Genomic DNA, 16,574 nt, shown 5'->3' with positions numbered 1-16,574 from the left:
GCCGCGCTTGCCGGCCTCGTTCCGCTCTCACCTCATCTGGGGGTTTCGTGAATCGCTCCGGTTCCCGCGCCGTGCTGCTGGTCGGCACCGCGCTCGTCCTCGCCGCCTGTCATCCGAAGGAAGCCGCGCCGCCCGCGCCGCGCCCGGTCGTCGCGCTGCCCGCGCGCGCCGACGGCGCCGCGCCCGCCGCCACGCTGCCCGGCGAGATCCAGCCACGTTATGCGACACCGCTGTCGTTCCGCATCGCGGGCAAGATCGTCGAGCGCAAGGTGCGGCTCGGCGATACCGTCAAGGCCGGCCAGGTCGTCGCGCTGCTCGATCCGTCCGACGTCGAGAAGAACGCCGCGAGCGCGCAGGCGCAATTCGATGCCGCGTCGCACAGCCTCGCGTTCGCGAAGCAGCAGCGCGATCGCGATCGCGCGCAGGCGCGCGAAAACCTGATCGCAACGGCGCAGCTGGAGCAGACCGAGAACAGCTACACGTCCGCGCTCGCGCAGCGCGACCAGGCGCAGCAGCAGCTCGCGCTCGCGAAGAACCAGCTCCGCTATGCGACGCTCGTCGCCGATCACGCCGGCACCATCACCGCCGAGCAGGCCGACACCGGCCAGAACGTATCGGCCGGCCAGGCCGTCTACCAGCTCGCGTGGTCGGGCGACGTCGACGTCGTCAGCGACGTGCCCGAGGCCGCGCTCGCATCGCTCGCGCCCGGTCACGCGGCGAGCGTCACGCTGCCGTCGCTGCCGGGCCGCCGGTTCGCCGCGAAGGTGCGCGAAATCGCGCCGGCCGCCGATCCGCAAAGCCGCACCTGGCGTGTGAAGCTCACGCTCGCCGCGCCCGATCCGGCCGTGCGCCTCGGGATGACCGCGAATGTCGCGTTCGACGGCGCGCCGGTTGCCGGCAACGCGCCGAGCATCACGCTGCCCGCGACCGCGCTGTTCCACGACGGCCCGCATCCGGCCCTGTGGGTCGTGCGCGCGAAGGACGACACGCTCGAGCTGCGCCGCGTCGACGTCGCACGCTTCAACGAACGCACCGTCACCGTGTCGAGCGGGCTGCAGCCGGGCGAGCGCGTCGTGCTGCAAGGCGTGCATACGGTCAGCGCGGGCGAGAAGGTGCGGCCGGTCGCGCCGCTGCACGCGGAGGACTTCGCGTCATGAGCGGCCCCCGTGAAGAAGGCCGCTTCAACCTGTCGGCATGGGCGCTGCGCCACCAGGCGCTGGTCGTCTACCTGATCGCGCTCGCGACGCTCGCCGGCATCCTCGCGTACACGCGGCTCGCGCAATCCGAAGACCCGCCGTTCACGTTCCGCGTGATGGTGGTCCGCACGTTCTGGCCCGGCGCGAGCGCGCGGCAGGTGCAGGAACAGGTGACCGACCGGATCGGCCGCAAGCTGCAGGAAACGCCGGCCATCGACTTCCTGCGCAGCTATTCGCGGCCCGGCGAATCGCTGATCTTCTTCACGATGAAGGACTCGGCGCCCGTGAAGGACGTGCCCGAGACCTGGTACCAGATCCGCAAGAAGGTCGGCGACATCGGCCATACGCTGCCGCCCGGCGTGCAGGGCCCGTTCTTCAACGACGAGTTCGGCGACGTCTACACCAACATCTGGACGCTCGAAGGCGACGGCTTCACGCCCGCGCAGCTCCACGACTATGCGGACCAGCTGCGCACCGTGCTGCTGCGCGTGCCCGGCGTCGGCAAGGTCGACTATTTCGGCGATCCCGACCAGCGGATCTTCATCGAAGTGAACAATGCGCAGCTCACGCGCCTCGGCATCTCCCCTCAGCAACTCGGGCAGGCGATCAACGCGCAGAACGACATCTCGTCGGCCGGCGTGCTGACGACCACCGACGACCGCGTCTTCGTGCGGCCGAGCGGCCAGTTCGACAACGTCGCCACGATCGCCGACACGCTGATCCGCATCAACGGCCGCACGTTCCGGCTCGGCGATCTCGCCACCGTGAAGCGCGGCTACGACGATCCGGCCGTCACGCAGATGCGTGCGAACGGTCACGCCGTGCTCGGCATCGGCGTGACGATGCAGCCGGGCGGCGACGTGATCCGGCTCGGCAAGGCGCTCGACGCCGAATCGAAGGATCTGCAGGCGCGGCTGCCGGCCGGCCTCAAGCTGACGCTGGTGTCGAGCATGCCGCATGCGGTCGCGCATTCGGTCGACGACTTCCTCGAAGCCGTCGCCGAGGCGGTCGCGATCGTGCTGGTCGTGAGCCTCGTGTCGCTCGGCCTGCGCACCGGGATGGTCGTCGTGATCTCGATTCCGGTCGTGCTCGCCGTCACGGCCCTGTTCATGTACCTGTTCGACATCGGGCTGCACAAGGTGTCGCTCGGCACGCTCGTGCTCGCGCTCGGGCTGCTCGTCGACGACGCGATCATCGCGGTCGAGATGATGGCCGTGAAGCTCGAGCAGGGCTACAGCCGCGCGCGCGCCGCGGCGTTCGCGTACACCAGCACCGCATTCCCGATGCTGACGGGCACGCTCGTCACGGTGTCGGGCTTCCTGCCGATCGCGCTCGCGAAATCGAGTACCGGCGAGTACACGCGCTCGATCTTCGAAGTATCGGCGATCGCGCTGATCGCGTCGTGGTTCGCGGCCGTCGTGCTGATCCCGCTGCTGGGCTTCCACCTGCTGCCCGAACGCAAGAAGCACGCGCACGAAGCGCACCTGCCGGACGATCACGAGCACGACATCTACGACACGCGCTTCTACACGCGCTTGCGCGGCTGGATCGACTGGTGCATCGAGCGGCGCTTCGTCGTGCTGCTGATCACCGGCGCGCTGTTCGTCGTCGCGCTGCTGGGCTTCTCGCTCGTGCCGCAGCAGTTCTTCCCGAGCTCCGATCGCCCCGAGCTGCTGATCGACCTGCGCCTGCCCGAAGGCGCGTCGTTCGCGGCGACGCTGCGCGAAACCGAACGCCTCGAGAAGGTGCTCGACAAGCGGCCCGAGATCGACCATTCGGTGAACTTCGTCGGCAGCGGCGCGCCGCGCTTCTACCTGCCGCTCGACCAGCAGCTGCAGTTGCCGAACTTCGCGCAGTTCGTCGTCACCGCGAAATCCGTCGAGGACCGCGAGAAGCTCGCGGCCTGGCTCGAGACCACGCTGCGCGACCGCTTCCCGGCCGTGCGCTGGCGCCTGTCGCGGCTCGAGAACGGGCCGCCCGTCGGCTACCCCGTGCAGTTCCGCGTGAGCGGCGACGACATCGCGACGGTGCGCGCGATCGCCGAGAAGGTCGCGGCGACGATGCGCGGCGACGCCCGCACGGTGAACGTGCAGTTCGACTGGGACGAGCCGGCCGAACGCTCGGTGCGCTTCGAGCTCGACCAGAAGAAGGCGCGCGAGCTGAACGTCACGTCGCAGGACGTGTCGAGCTTCCTCGCGATGACGCTGTCCGGCACGACCGTCACGCAATACCGCGAACGCGACAAGCTGATCGCGGTCGACCTGCGTGCGCCGCGCGCCGATCGCGTCGATCCCGCGCAGCTCGCGGGCCTCGCGATGCCGACCCCGAACGGCCCCGTGCCGCTCGGTTCGCTCGGCCGCTTCACGCCGACGCTCGAATACGGCGTCGTGTGGGAACGCGACCGCCAGCCGACCATCACCGTGCAGTCCGATGTACGCGCCGGCGCACAGGGCATCGACGTCACGCACGCGATCGACGGCAAGCTGAATGCGTTGCGCGCGCAACTGCCGGTCGGCTACCAGATCAACATCGGCGGGTCGGTCGAGGAAAGCGCGAAGGCGCAGACGTCGATCAACGCGCAGATGCCGCTGATGGCGATCGCCGTGTTCACGCTGCTGATGATCCAGCTGCAGAGCTTCTCGCGCGTGCTGATGGTCGTGCTGACCGCCCCGCTCGGCCTGATCGGCGTGGTCGGCACGCTGCTGCTGTTCGGCCAGCCGTTCGGTTTCGTCGCGATGCTCGGCGTGATCGCGATGTTCGGGATCATCATGCGCAACTCGGTGATTCTCGTCGACCAGATCGAGCAGGACATCGCGGCCGGCCACGGACGCTTCGACGCGATCGTCGGCGCGACCGTGCGGCGCTTCCGCCCGATCACGCTGACGGCCGCGGCCGCCGTGCTCGCGCTGATCCCGCTGTTGCGCTCGAACTTCTTCGGGCCGATGGCGACCGCGCTGATGGGCGGCATCACGAGCGCGACCGTGCTGACGCTGTTCTACCTGCCCGCGCTGTACGCCGCGTGGTTCCGCGTGAAGCGCGACGAACGCGACCCGCGCGACGCCCCGCCGCACGACGGCGGCACGCCCGCCGCGCCGTCGGGAGCCTGACAATGGAACTGTCGATGAACCTGAAAACGAAGGCCGCGCGCGTGCTCGCGGCCGCGAGCCTCGCCGGCCCGCTCGCCGGCTGCGCATGGTTCGCGCCGAGCGGCGAGCCGCCCGCGATGCCGTCGCCCGCGCATTACGGCGCCGCGCCGCAAGTGCCGCAGACCGTCGCCGCGCAAGGCGTCGCGCAGCAGTTCGAGGTCGGCGCGCAGCCCGTGCCCGACTGGTGGACGCAGTACCGCTCGGATGCGCTGAACGCACTCGTCGACGAAGGGCTGCGCAACAGCCCGACGCTCAGCGCCGCCGCGCACTCGCTGGATGCCGCGCGCGAGCAGTTGCGCGGACAGATCGGCAGCTCGATGCTGCCGTCGATCGACGCCGGCGGCCAGGCCACGCGCCAGCGTGCGCTCGGCGTGCCGATCCCCGCGCTCGGCGCGCCGACGTTGCTGTACGACACATTCGTCGGGCAACTGCAGGCGAGCTATACGGTCGACCTATTCGGCGTATCGCGCTTCGCGAACCGGGCGCTTGCGAAACGGGTCGACGTCAGCGCGTTCCAGCTCGAATCGGCACGCCGGGCACTCGCCGCGAACATCGTCACCGCGTCGATCACGGTGTCGGTGCTCGACGCGCAGATCGCCACGACCGAACGGCTCGTCGCGCTCGCGAACGACCAGGCGCACGACGCGCAACGCCGCCACGCGCTCGGCTCGGCGTCGCGCAGCGACGCACTGAACGCGCAGCAAAGCGCGGACACCTTCGCCGCGAGCCTGCCCGCGCTGCGCCAGCAGCGCGACTCGGCGCGCCATGCGCTGGCCGTGCTGATCGGCCGCACGCCCGACCGGCCGCCCGCTGATCTCACGCTTGCCGACCTGCACCTGCCCGCGCAAGTGCCGGTGGTCGTGCCGTCGGACCTGCTGCAAAGCCGCCCCGACATCCAGGCCGCCGACGCGGGGCTGAAGGCGGCCGCCGCCGAAGTCGGCCTCGCGACCGCGCAACTGTTCCCGCAGTTGTCGCTGTCGGCCGCGATGGGCAAAGGCGGCTTCAGCTGGCCGGCGATGCTGTCGGGCGCCGGTTCGATCTGGAACGTCGGCGCGTCGCTCAGCCAGCCGCTGTTCCACGGCGGCGCGCTGCTCGCGCAGCGCCGTGCGGCGAAGGCGACCTACGAGGCGGCGGTCGACCAGTACAAGCAGACCGTGCTCGCCGCCTTCCAGAACGTCGCGGATTCGCTCGCCGCGCTCGAGCACGACGCTCAGGCACTCGATGCATCGTCGCGCGCCGCGCTGTCCGCGCGCGGCGCGTACGACGACGCGGCCGCCCGCGTGCGGCTCGGCGCGCTGCCGCCGTCGGCCGCGCGAGCAAGCGAGCTGCAGTACCGCAACGCGCGGCTCGACGAGATCCGCGCGACCGGCGCACGCTTCGCGGATACCGCGCGGCTCTATCAGGCGATGGGCACGCCGCCGGTCGACCCGGCCGGCGACATCGGCAACGCGGCTCGAATCGCCCCCACCGCCCAGGCGCGCGCGGCCACGCCCGACGCGCCGCCGTCACCGCAATGACCGCAATAGCGCGCCGTTTGCGTCGGGCGCGCGGGACCACCCCCGCGCGCCGATCCGCGATCTTCCGCTTGACCCTCACGTAGCGTAACGTTCGAGACTCCAGTGTGCGCACCGAACGGAGGACATCATGCGGCTGAAAGTGGGAGAACTGGCGAAACGCAGCGGCCTGACCGTCCGCACGCTTCATCACTATCACGCGATCGGCCTCCTGACGCCTTCGGCGCGTGCCGACAACGGCTACCGGCTGTACGACCGCGACGACATCGCCCGGCTCCACCAGATCCAGGCCCTGCGTCGCTTCGGACTGTCGCTCGCCGAAATCGGCGACTACCTGAACCGGCCCGGCACCCCGCTCGTCGCACTCGTCGCGAGGCAGATCGCGTCGCTCGACCACCAGCTCGCGCAGATCGCGCAGCTGCGCGAGCGGCTCGTGCACCTGCACGCGCAACTCGCCGCGGGCACGGAGCCGGAGCTGGCCGATTGGCTCACCACACTGGAGTTGATGACCGTGTACGACAAATACTTTTCCGAGGAAGAACTCGCGCGCCTGCCGATGTATCGCAAGAGCCAGGCCGGCGACGCGGAATGGACGGCGCTCGTCGCCGACGTGCGTGCGCTGCACGACGCGGGCGTGCCGCCGGAGGACGAGCGTGCACGCGCGCTTGCCGGCCGCTGGATGGCGCTGCTCGTGCGCGACACGAACAACGATCCGCGGCTGCTGGCGAAGCTCAACCTGATGCACGAGCGCGAACCGTCGATGCAGTCGAAACTCGGCATCTCGACCGTGCTGCGCGACTATGTGTTGCGCGCGTCCGCGGAAACGAAGATGCGGATCTTCGAGAAGTATCTCGCGCCGGACGAGATCCGCTTCATGCGGGCGCACTTCGGTGAACGCTCGATGGAATGGCCGCAACTGATGGGCGACGTGCGCGACGCGATCGATGCGGGCGCGCAGCCCGATTCGCCGGAAGGCCGCGCGCTCGCGCAACGCTGGCTCGACCTGTTCCGCAGCTACGCGGGCAACGACCCGGCCACGCACGCGAAATTCCGCAAGGCGATGATGACGGAGCCGGCGCTGACGAAGGACTCGTGGGTCGACGACACGCTGCTCGGCTTCATGCGGGAGGCGATGGCGCAGCTTGCGCCGGCGCGTTGAGCGCATGACGGCCAGGCGGCGCGTGACCGTTGCGCGCGCCGCCCGCCACCTTCGTTTACCGGTCGCGCACCCCGAGCCCGAGCGCCTTCATCCGCCGGTACAGCGTGCGCTCGCTCATCCCGACGTGCTCGGCCAGTTGCTTGCGCGTGCCGTCGAACGTGCCGGCAAGCCGCACGAGCTCCGCGTCCGACACGCCGCGCGCGTCCGCCGCACGCGCCGGTGGCGTCGCCGACGTCGCGACCAGCTCGGCCGGCAGATGCTCGACGCGAATCGTGCCGTCGTCCGCGAACAGGCACGCGCGCTCGAGCACGTTGCGCAGCTCGCGGATGTTGCCCGGCCATGCATACGCGTCGAGGCACGCGCGCGCCCGCTCGGTCAGCACGAACGGCCGCGCCGCGAACGGCCGCGCGCTCGCGTCGCCTGCGCCGGCGCGAGCGTTCGCGATGCGCCGCAGGATCGACTCGGCCAGCAGCGCGACGTCGCCACGCCGCTCGCGCAGCGCGGGCAGCGGAATCGGGAACGCGTTGATCCGGTAGTACAGGTCCTGGCGGAACCGGCCGTCGTCGATCATCTCGCGCAGCGGCTTGTGGGTCGCCGCGACGAGCCGGAAATCCGCGCGCAGCGCCTCGACGCCGCCGACGCGCCGGAACGTCCCCGACTCGATCAGCCGCAGCAGCTTCACCTGCATCGGCAGCGGCACGTCGCCGATCTCGTCGAGAAACAGCGTGCCGCCCTGCGCCGTCTCGACGAGGCCTGGCTTGCGCTGGTTCGCGCCGGTAAACGCGCCCTTCTCGTAGCCGAACAGTTCGCTCTCGAACAGCGTCTCGGCGATGCCCGAACAGTCGACCACCACGAACGGCCCCATCGCACGCTCGCTCGCCTCGTGCAGCGCCCGCGCGAACAGTTCCTTGCCGGTACCCGATTCGCCGAGCAGCAGCACGGGCAGCATCGACGGCGCGACGCGCTGCAGCGCGCCGAGCGCTGCATTGAACGCGTCGGCACCGCCGACGAGCCCTTCCGCACTCGGCTGCGCCGACGCGCTGCGCACCGTCGTCAGCCGCTCGACGTAGGCGATCACGTCGCCGCGCGCATCGAAGATCGGCCGCAACTCCACGTCGACGTGCTCGGGGCCGCGCGGCGTATGGTGAATGTGCAGCACGCGGTTCAGGCTGCGCGACTCGCGCGCCTGCTTCATCGGGCAATGCTCGCCCGCCTGGTCGCACGGCACGTCGTAATGATGCGAAACCTGGAAGCAGTGCCGGCCGACGTGCTCGACGCCCGCCACGCCGAACTGGCGCCGGTACGCATCGTTCGCGGCGAGGATGCGGTAGTCGGGATCGACGACGATCATCGGCTGCGGATCCTGTTCCAGATACGCGACGAGCGCGCGCACGTCGGGCATGACGTCGCGCGACGGCGCGGGAACGATCGGAATGGTGTCGTGCGGATTCATCGGGAGGCTCGGAAACGGATGGGCGGACGGACTGCCAGGCGGACTGCCAATTCTGCCACGACGCTGCCAGATATGGCAGTCGACGTCGACGGCACCCCGTCGCCGGTGCCCGCGACACACCGCGGCCCCGCCAAAAATCCGAACCGAATCAAGCACCTGCCACATCATCCGGCAGCGCGGCGCGAATTGGCATGCTTCTTGAACATGGGATGCCCGATTGCAGACGCAGAACCCGATCGAGGACATCCGTGAGCCATGCCCCCAAGCTGTCGGTCGAAGGCTTTTTCGACCCGGCGACCCACACCGTCAGCTATCTGCTGCTCGACACCGAAAGCCGCGCGTGCGCGCTGATCGACAGCGTGCTCGACTACGACCCGAAATCCGGCCGCACGCACACCGCCAGCGCCGACCGGCTGATCGCGCGCGTCGCCGCACTCGGCGCGACCGTCCACTGGCTGCTGGAAACGCACGTGCATGCCGACCATCTGTCGGCTGCACCGTACCTGAAGGCGCATGTCGGCGGACAGATCGCGATTGGCTCTCACGTGCGCCGCGTGCAGCACGTATTCGGCACGCTGTTCAACGCCGGCCCCGGCTTCGCGCAGGACGGCCGCCAGTTCGACCGCCTGCTCGACGACGGCGACACGCTCGCGCTCGGCGCGCTGACGATCCGCGCGCTGCACACGCCGGGCCATACGCCCGCGTGCCTGACCTACTGCGTCGACGACGCGACGCAGCACGCGGCGTTCGTCGGCGACACGCTGTTCATGCCCGACTACGGCACCGCCCGCTGCGACTTCCCGGGCGGCGACGCGCGCACGCTGTACCGTTCGATCGCGCGCGTGCTCGCCCTGCCGCCCGACACGCGCCTGTATCTGTGCCACGACTACCAGCCGGGCGGCCGCGACGTGCAGTTCGTGACGACGGTGGCCGAGCAGCGTCGCGCGAACGTGCACGTGAAGGACGGCGTGACCGAGGACGATTTCGTCGCCATGCGCACCGCGCGCGACGCGACGCTCGACATGCCCGTGCTGATGCTGCCGTCGGTGCAGGTCAACATGCGCGCCGGCCACCTGCCCGAGCCCGAAAACAATGGCGTGCGCTACCTGAAGATCCCGCTCGACGCGATCTGAGCCGCCGCCCCGACCGGAGAACCCCGACATGACCATCCGCCCGCTGACCGACCTGCTGTCGGTCTCGCCCCAGATCGCCGCGACCGACCTGCCCGCACTGCACGCGGCCGGCATCCGCACGATCGTCTGCAACCGCCCGGACGGCGAAGGCGCCGACCAGCCGACCGTCGCCGAGATCCGCGCCGCCGCCGCGCCGCTCGGCATCGCCGTGCACTACCTGCCCGTCGACACCGGCAAGGTCACCGACGACCAGGCCGCGCAGTTCGGCACGCTCGTCGCGTCGCTCGCCGGCCCGGTACTCGCGTACTGCCGCAGCGGCACGCGTTCGGCGACGCTGTGGGCGCTGTCGCAGGCAGGCCGGCGTCCTGCCGGCGACATCGTCGCGATCGCCGCCACGGCCGGCTACGACCTCGGCGCGCTCGTACCGCGTCTCACACAAGATCTCGCACGAGGCCTCGCGCAAGACGGCCGCCAGGCCGCGCCGGCCGTCGACGCGCGGCACGACATCGTGATCGTCGGCGCGGGTGCGGCCGGTGTCGCGGTCGCGTCGAGCCTGCTGGCGCGCGACGCATCGCTCGATATCGCGGTGATCGACCCGGCCGATACGCACTACTACCAGCCGGGCTGGACGATGGTCGGCGCGGGCGTGTTCCGGCCCGACACGACCGCGCGCCGGATCGTCGACCTGCTGCCGCGCGGCGTGAAATGGATCCGGGCCGCCGTCGCCGGCTTCGAGCCGGACGCGCACACGGTGGTGCTCGACGGCTGCCGGCGCATCGGCTACCGCAAGCTGGTCGTGTGCCCGGGCCTCAAGCTCGACTGGCACGCGATCGACGGCCTCGCTCAAACGCTCGGCCGCAACGGCGTCACGTCGAACTATCGCTACGATCTCGCGCCGTACACGTGGGAACTGGTGCAGGCGTTCCGCGGCGGCAATGCACTGTTCACACAGCCGCCGATGCCGATCAAGTGCGCGGGCGCCCCGCAAAAGGCGATGTACCTGTCGTGCGATCACTGGCGGCGCGCGGGCCGCCTCGGTGCCGCAAACGTCGAGTTCCTGAACGCGGGCGGCGCGCTGTTCGGGGTTGCCGATTACGTGCCCGCGCTGATGGAGTACGTGAAACGCTACGACATCGCGCTGTCGTTCGGCCACAACCTCGTCGCGATCGACGGGCCGGCGCGGCGCGCGACGTTCCGGCGCACGCTGCCCGACGGCGGCACGGAAACCGTCGAGCGCCCGTTCGACATGATCCACGTCGTGCCGCCGCAGAAGGCGCCCGATTTCGTGCGCGCGAGCCCGCTCGCCGATGCGGCGGGCTGGATCGACGTCGATCCGGCGACGCTGCGGCACAAGCAGTTCGCGGACATCTTCGCGCTCGGCGACGTCACCAACACGACCAATGCGAAAACCGCCGCCGCGGCCCGCAAGCAGGCGCCCGTCGTCGCGCACAACGTGCTCGCGTCGCTGGGCCGCGCGCACGGCGACGCCGCGTACGACGGCTACGGCTCGTGCCCGCTCACCGTCGAGCGCGGCAAGATCGTGCTCGCGGAATTCCTGTACGGCGGCAAGGTCGCGCCGACCTTTCCCGCGTGGCTGATCGACGGCCGGCGCCCGTCGCGGCTCGCGTGGCTGCTCAAGGAGCGCGTGCTGCCGCCGCTCTACTGGAAGGCGATGCTCAAGGGCCGCGAATGGCTCGCGAAGCCCGCGATCGCACGTTGACCGGAACCCGCTGACACCATGCTGATTTCCCTCGTACTCGGCAGTCTCGTCGGCGCCGTGCTCGGCCTCACCGGCGCGGGCGGCGGCATTCTCGCGGTGCCCGCGCTCGTCGTCGGGATGGGCTGGCCGATGCAGCAGGCCACGCCCGTCGCGCTCGTCGCCGTGGCGGGCAGCGCCGCGCTCGGCGCGCTCGAAGGGTTCCGCCGCGGGCTCGTGCGCTATCGCGCGGCGCTGCTGATGGCCGTCGCCGGCGTGCCGCTCACGACGCTCGGCGTGAAGCTCGCGCACGTGCTGCCGCAACGCGTGCTGCTGGCGCTGTTCGCGCTGACGATGCTGGTCGTCGCGGGCCGCCTGCTGCGGCAGGCGCTACGTCATGCGCCCGGCGACGCGGACGCGTCGCCGCTGTGCGTCGGCCGCGTGAATCCCGACACGGGCCGGCTCGTCTGGTCCTGGCCGGTCGGGCTCGCGCTCGCGTCGACCGGCGCGGTGACGGGGCTGATGACGGGCTTGCTCGGTGTCGGCGGCGGTTTCGTGATCGTGCCGATGCTGCGCAAGTTCACGAACGTGTCGATGCACGGCGTGGTCGCGACGTCGCTGATGGTGATCGCGCTGGTCGGCACCGGCGGCGTGTTCGCAACGCTCGTATCGGGCACCCGCGCGCCGCTCGACATGATGCTGTGGTTCACGGTCGCGACGGCAATCGGCATGGCGATCGGCCGCAGCGCGTCCCGGCACCTGTCCGCGCGGCACGTGCAGGCCGGCTTCGCTGCGGTGCTCGTCTGCGTCGCGCTCGGGTTGCTCGCGAAGGCGGCGTTCAGCGCATAAGCCGCACGCGACGCGCACACCAAACAAAACGCCCGGGCCGACTCGTCGTCGGCGCCGGGCGTCGTTCGTTGCGTCGGCAACCTGAGCGCGAGCGCGTCAGGCGGCGAACGCGGCCATCCGCTTGCGTTCCTGGCGCAGCATCACGAAGTTCGCGATCACGACACCCGCCGTCACCGCGATGATGAACAGCGTCGCGAGCGCGTTCATCTCCGGGTTCAGGCCGAGGCGCACGCGCGAGAACACGACGAGCGGCAGCGTCGTCGAGCCGGGGCCCGACAGGAACGCCGACAGCACGAGGTCGTCGATCGACAGCGTGAACGACAGCAGCCAGCCCGCGATCAGCGCCTGCGAGATCAGCGGCAGCGTGATCGTGAAGAACACCTTCAGCGGCGTCGCGCCGAGATCGAGTGCGGCTTCCTCGAGCGACGGGTTCAGTTCGCGCACGCGCGACTGCACGATGATCGCGACGTACGAGATGCACAGCATCACGTGGCCCAGCCAGATCGTGAACACGCCGCGCTCGGCCGGCCAGCCGATCCACTTCGCGAGCTCGATGAACAGCAGCAGCAGCGAGATCCCCTGGATCACCTCGGGGATCACCAGCGGCGCGTTGATCATCCCGCTGAACAGCGCAAAGCCGCGAAAGCGCCCCATCCGCGCGAGCACGAAGCCGGCCCACGTGCCGATGAACACCGACGCGAACGCGGTCAGCACGCCGATCCGCAGCGACAGCCACGCGGCCGTCAGCAGTTCGTCGTCCTCCGCGAGCGCCGAGTACCAGCGGAACGAGAAGCCCGACCACACGGTGACGAGCTTCGACTCGTTGAACGAATAGACGATCAGGCTGATGATCGGGATATACAGGAACGCGAAGCCGGCGAACAGCGCCGCGAACTGCAGGTAACGATTCGGCTTCATCGACGGCGGCCCTCCTGCTCCTTCGCCTGGAAGTGCTGGAACATCGCCATCGGCACGAGCAGCAGCAGCACCATCGCGCAGGTCACGGCCGACGCCATCGGCCAGTCTGCGTTGTTGAAGAACTCGTTCCACATCACGCGGCCGATCATCAGCGTGTTCGCGCCGCCGAGCAGTTCCGGAATCACGTATTCGCCGACCGCCGGAATGAACACCAGCAGGCAGCCCGCGATGATCCCGTTCTTCGACAGCGGCAGCGTGATCTGCACGAACGCCTTCCACGGCTTCGCGCCGAGATCGTACGCGGCTTCGAGCAGGCGCAGGTCCATCTTCACGAGATGCGCGTACAGCGGCATCACGAGGAACGGCAGGTACGAATACACCATCCCGATGTACACCGCGTAGTTGGTGCGGTACAGCTCGATCGGCGTATGGGTCAGGCCGATCCACATCAGGAAGTTGTTCAGGAGTCCGTTGTTCTTCAGGATCCCGATCCACGCGTACACGCGGATCAGGAACGACGTCCAGAACGGCAGCATCACGCCCATCATCAGCAGGTTGCGGGTCGCCGGATTCGAGCGCGCGATGTAGTACGCCATCGGATAGCCGATCAGCAGGCACAGCAGCGTCGTGATCGCCGCGACCACCACCGAATTCACGTAGGTCGCGAAATACAGGCTGTCGGTGAGCAGGAACGCGTAGTGCGACAGGTTCAGCGCGATGTGCACCACGCCGTCCGCATAGGACGCGAGTTCCGTATACGGCGGGATGCCGAGCTGCAGCTCCGCGAAGCTGATCTTCACGACCAGCACGAACGGCACCAGGAAGAACAGCACGAGCCACGTGTACGGCCCCGCGACGACCGCCGAGCCGCCGGTCAGGTTGAAGCGTCGCACGGGCCATGCGAGCAGGGACTTGAGCGTGCTCATGACGTCAGCACCACGCCGGCGGTCGCGCTCCAGCGCACGTAGATCTCGTCGCCGAGCGCCGGCGTCTCGAGCTCGGAAATCGCGAGGCTCGACACGTTCGCGATCACCGTCTTGCCCGCGTCGAGCTTCACGTGATACAGCGAGTAGCCGCCCATGTACGCGACGTTGGTGATCTTCCCGTGCGCCCAGTTGAATGCGCCTTCCGGCGGCTTGCGCGTGAGCGCGATCCGCTCGGGGCGCACCGACACCGTGACCGGCATCCCGAGCGGGCCCGTGATCCCGTGGCTCACGTACAGCCGGCTCGGCAGTTCCGGCGATTCGATGTACACGTAATCGGGTTCGTCCTCGACGGTGACGCCTTCGAACAGGTTGGTCGAGCCGATGAACTCGGCCGAGAAGCGGCTGTTCGGATATTCGTAGACTTCGTTCGGCGAGCCGATCTGCACGATCTGCCCTTCGCTCATCACGGCGAGCCGGTTCGCCATCGTCATCGCCTCTTCCTGGTCGTGCGTGACCATGATGCAGGTGACGCCGACCTTGTTCAGGATGTTGACGAGTTCGATCTGCGTGCGCTGGCGGATCTGCTTGTCGAGCGCCGACATCGGCTCGTCGAGCAGCAGCACCTTCGGGCGCTTGACGAGCGAACGCGCAAGCGCGACGCGCTGCTGCTGGCCGCCCGACAGCTGGTGCGGCTTGCGCTTCGCGTACTTGCTCATCTGCACGAGCTCGAGCGCCGCGGCGACGCGCTCCTTCAGCTCCGCCTTCGGCGTGCCTTCCTGCTTCAGGCCGTAGGCGACGTTCGATTCGACCGACATGTGCGGGAACAGCGCATACGACTGGAACATCATGTTCACGGGCCGCTTGTACGGCGGCATCTGTGCGAGGTCCTCGCCGTCGATCAGGATCTTGCCCGACGTGACCGTCTCGAGGCCCGCCAGCATGCGCAGCAGCGTCGACTTGCCGGAACCCGAACTGCCGAGCAGCGCAAACAGCTCGCCCTGGCGCACCGTCAGGTTCACGCTGCGCACCACTTCGGTGTCGCCGAACTTCTTGACGACGTCGACGATCTGGACAAAATTCTCGGCGCGCGTACCGGCGCCGGACGAAGGAACGAAGGACGGTGCGCCCGCGACCGGCGCACCCGACTGGCTATTCATGATGTGCTGCTTCTCTCCTGCGTTTGACGAACAAAGCCCCCGGGGACACCAGGGGCTTCATGACTGCTGGCTGACTCCGGTTCGCTTCAGCGGCCCGATTTCAGCTCGGTCCACAGACGCGTCTGCAGACGCTGGATTTCAGGCGGCAGCGGCTTGAGCAGGAACAGCGTCTTCACGACGTCGGCCGGCGGATAGACGGCCGGGTCGCTCGCGACGTCGGGCCGCACGTACTTGCGCGACTCGGCGTTCGCGCTCGGGTAGTACACGGCGTTCGTGATCGCCGCGTGCACCTTCGGATCCTCGATGTAGTTGATCCACTGCAGCGCGGCGTCCTTGTTCTTCGCGTCCTTCGGGATCGCCATCACGTCGAACCAGACCGGCGCGCCGCCCTTCGGAATGTAGTACTCGATCTTGTACGGCTTCTTCGCCTCGATCGCGCGATGCTTCGCGATCACGACGTCGCCCGACCAGCCGAACGCGAAGCAGATGTCGCCGCCGACCAGGTCGTTGATGTAGCCCGACGAGTTGAATTGCGTGATGTACGGGCGGATCTTCTTCAGCACCTCCATCGCGGCCTTGTAGTCGGCCGGGTTCGTGCTCATCGGATCCTTGCCGATGTAGTGCAGCGCCGCCGCGAACATCTGGTCCGGCGCGTCGAGCACCGACACGCCGCAGGTCTTCAGCTTCGAGATGTTTTCCGGCTTGAACAGGATGTCCCAGTTGTCGAGCGGGACCTTGCCGAGCGCCTGCTGCGCCTTCGTCAGGTTGTAGGCGAGACCGGTCGTGCCGTACGCCCAGGGCACCGAGTACTTGTTGCCCGGGTCCGCGCCGGCGACGAGCGCCATCAGTTGCGGATCGAGGTACTTGAGGTTCGGCAGCTTCGACTTGTCGAGCGGCGTGAAGATGCCGGCGGCGATCTGCTTGCCCGCGTAGTTGCTGGTCGGCACGACGATGTCGTAGCCCGAGCTGCCCGTCAGCAGCTTCGCCTGCAGCGTGTCGTCGCTGTCGTAATTGTCGTAGCGGACCTTGACGCCCGCCTGCTTCTCGAAGTTCGGGATCGTGTCCTTCGCAATGTAGTCCGACCAGTTATAGACATTGAGCTGCGTATCCTTCGCCGCCGCCGCCGATGCACCCACGCACAGCGCGAGCGCTGCGAACCGGCCCACTACGTTTGCTTTCATCCCGTTCTCCCTTCGGCCGGACCGCTTGTCCGGCTGCCGTCTGCCTCGTCATGGCGGCGCGTTCCGGCACGCCGCCCCTCGAAAACCCCGAACGCTACCACCATTCGCGCTCCGTCACAAAAAAATCATGCCCGTGTCGCGCAAACGGAACAGATTCCCGCCGCCGGCCGCTCGTGCGGCCCGCGCAGCGGGGCGTTCCCGGGGAATTCTATCGGGTAATCGGCGTCTGTCCATCGGGAAAAGAAA

General features: G+C 69.0%; 12 protein-coding genes. 7 read left to right on the top strand and 5 right to left on the bottom strand.

Annotated elements, in window-relative coordinates; all coding sequences use genetic code 11:
• The first annotated feature begins 47 nt into the window (after nt 1–47).
• The 4 genes from NQV17_RS35510 (at nt 48) to NQV17_RS35495 (ending at nt 7,015) form a co-directional block, all read left to right on the top strand.
• Nucleotides 48–1,157 carry an efflux RND transporter periplasmic adaptor subunit gene (locus NQV17_RS35510; RefSeq protein WP_257775828.1) on the top strand — a complete coding sequence of 370 codons (1,110 nt, stop codon included), beginning with the start codon at nt 48–50 and terminating at the stop codon, nt 1,155–1,157.
• Complete coding sequence (locus tag NQV17_RS35505; RefSeq protein WP_257775827.1) at nt 1,154–4,303, top strand: efflux RND transporter permease subunit; 3,150 nt, start codon at nt 1,154–1,156, stop codon at nt 4,301–4,303. Before NQV17_RS35510 ends, NQV17_RS35505 begins: the two co-directional genes overlap by 4 nt.
• Before the next feature lie 2 nt (nt 4,304–4,305).
• Nucleotides 4,306–5,859, top strand: a complete 1,554-nt coding sequence (locus NQV17_RS35500) for an efflux transporter outer membrane subunit (RefSeq protein ID WP_257775826.1) — start codon at nt 4,306–4,308, stop codon at nt 5,857–5,859.
• A gap of 127 nt (nt 5,860–5,986) precedes the next feature.
• Nucleotides 5,987–7,015 carry a MerR family transcriptional regulator gene (locus NQV17_RS35495; protein ID WP_257775825.1) on the top strand — a complete coding sequence of 343 codons (1,029 nt, stop codon included), beginning with the start codon at nt 5,987–5,989 and terminating at the stop codon, nt 7,013–7,015.
• Between the two features lie 55 nt (nt 7,016–7,070).
• Here the strand turns inward: NQV17_RS35495 and NQV17_RS35490 are convergent, their stop codons facing one another.
• Nucleotides 7,071–8,468, bottom strand: a complete 1,398-nt coding sequence (locus tag NQV17_RS35490; RefSeq protein ID WP_257775824.1) for a sigma-54-dependent Fis family transcriptional regulator — start codon at nt 8,466–8,468, stop codon at nt 7,071–7,073.
• A 248-nt stretch (nt 8,469–8,716) separates the two neighbouring features.
• Here NQV17_RS35490 and NQV17_RS35485 point away from each other — a divergent pair, with 248 nt between their 5' ends.
• The 3 genes from NQV17_RS35485 to NQV17_RS35475 are packed head-to-tail and all read left to right on the top strand — an operon-like array spanning nt 8,717 to nt 12,146.
• Nucleotides 8,717–9,601 carry an MBL fold metallo-hydrolase gene (locus tag NQV17_RS35485; RefSeq protein WP_257775823.1) on the top strand — a complete coding sequence of 295 codons (885 nt, stop codon included), beginning with the start codon at nt 8,717–8,719 and terminating at the stop codon, nt 9,599–9,601.
• 28 nt (nt 9,602–9,629) lie between these two features.
• On the top strand, nt 9,630–11,321 hold the full coding sequence (locus NQV17_RS35480; RefSeq protein ID WP_257775822.1) for a bifunctional protein tyrosine phosphatase family protein/NAD(P)/FAD-dependent oxidoreductase: 1,692 nt from the start codon (nt 9,630–9,632) through the stop codon (nt 11,319–11,321).
• Nucleotides 11,322–11,339: 18 nt separating this feature from the next.
• Entirely contained in the window at nt 11,340–12,146 is an 807-nt protein-coding gene (locus NQV17_RS35475; protein ID WP_257775821.1) for a sulfite exporter TauE/SafE family protein, read from the top strand.
• A gap of 96 nt (nt 12,147–12,242) precedes the next feature.
• Here NQV17_RS35475 and NQV17_RS35470 read toward each other — a convergent pair whose 3' ends face one another.
• The 4 genes from NQV17_RS35470 to NQV17_RS35455 all read right to left on the bottom strand — a co-directional run bounded on the left by NQV17_RS35470 (nt 12,243) and on the right by NQV17_RS35455 (nt 16,328).
• Entirely contained in the window at nt 12,243–13,064 is an 822-nt protein-coding gene (locus tag NQV17_RS35470; protein ID WP_257775820.1) for an ABC transporter permease subunit, read from the bottom strand.
• Nucleotides 13,061–13,990 carry an ABC transporter permease subunit gene (locus NQV17_RS35465; RefSeq protein ID WP_044848264.1) on the bottom strand — a complete coding sequence of 310 codons (930 nt, stop codon included), beginning with the start codon at nt 13,988–13,990 and terminating at the stop codon, nt 13,061–13,063. The genes NQV17_RS35470 and NQV17_RS35465 overlap by 4 nt, the downstream gene beginning before the upstream one ends.
• Nucleotides 13,987–15,147: an ABC transporter ATP-binding protein gene (locus NQV17_RS35460; protein ID WP_257775819.1), complete on the bottom strand. Its 1,161-nt coding sequence runs from the start codon at nt 15,145–15,147 to the stop codon at nt 13,987–13,989. The genes NQV17_RS35465 and NQV17_RS35460 overlap by 4 nt, the downstream gene beginning before the upstream one ends.
• Nucleotides 15,148–15,233: 86 nt before the next feature.
• On the bottom strand, nt 15,234–16,328 hold the full coding sequence (locus tag NQV17_RS35455) for a polyamine ABC transporter substrate-binding protein (protein ID WP_257775818.1): 1,095 nt from the start codon (nt 16,326–16,328) through the stop codon (nt 15,234–15,236).
• Nucleotides 16,329–16,574: the final 246 nt, after the last annotated feature.

The sequence above is a fragment of the Burkholderia sp. SCN-KJ genome, from assembly GCF_024656005.1.
Classification (GTDB): Bacteria; Pseudomonadota; Gammaproteobacteria; order Burkholderiales; family Burkholderiaceae; genus Burkholderia.
Note: the sequence above shows the minus strand (reverse complement) of the source record. Positions and strands in the feature narration are given on the sequence as shown.

Coding starts and splice junctions, on each gene's coding strand:
- NQV17_RS35475 (WP_257775821.1), top strand. CDS start 11,340: ATGCTGATTTCCCTCGTACTCGGCAGTCTCGTCGGCGCCGTGCTCGGC.
- NQV17_RS35500 (WP_257775826.1), top strand. CDS start 4,306: ATGGAACTGTCGATGAACCTGAAAACGAAGGCCGCGCGCGTGCTCGCG.
- NQV17_RS35455 (WP_257775818.1), bottom strand. CDS start 16,328: ATGAAAGCAAACGTAGTGGGCCGGTTCGCAGCGCTCGCGCTGTGCGTG.
- NQV17_RS35495 (WP_257775825.1), top strand. CDS start 5,987: ATGCGGCTGAAAGTGGGAGAACTGGCGAAACGCAGCGGCCTGACCGTC.
- NQV17_RS35490 (WP_257775824.1), bottom strand. CDS start 8,468: ATGAATCCGCACGACACCATTCCGATCGTTCCCGCGCCGTCGCGCGAC.
- NQV17_RS35505 (WP_257775827.1), top strand. CDS start 1,154: ATGAGCGGCCCCCGTGAAGAAGGCCGCTTCAACCTGTCGGCATGGGCG.
- NQV17_RS35470 (WP_257775820.1), bottom strand. CDS start 13,064: ATGAAGCCGAATCGTTACCTGCAGTTCGCGGCGCTGTTCGCCGGCTTC.
- NQV17_RS35465 (WP_044848264.1), bottom strand. CDS start 13,990: ATGAGCACGCTCAAGTCCCTGCTCGCATGGCCCGTGCGACGCTTCAAC.
- NQV17_RS35480 (WP_257775822.1), top strand. CDS start 9,630: ATGACCATCCGCCCGCTGACCGACCTGCTGTCGGTCTCGCCCCAGATC.
- NQV17_RS35460 (WP_257775819.1), bottom strand. CDS start 15,147: ATGAATAGCCAGTCGGGTGCGCCGGTCGCGGGCGCACCGTCCTTCGTT.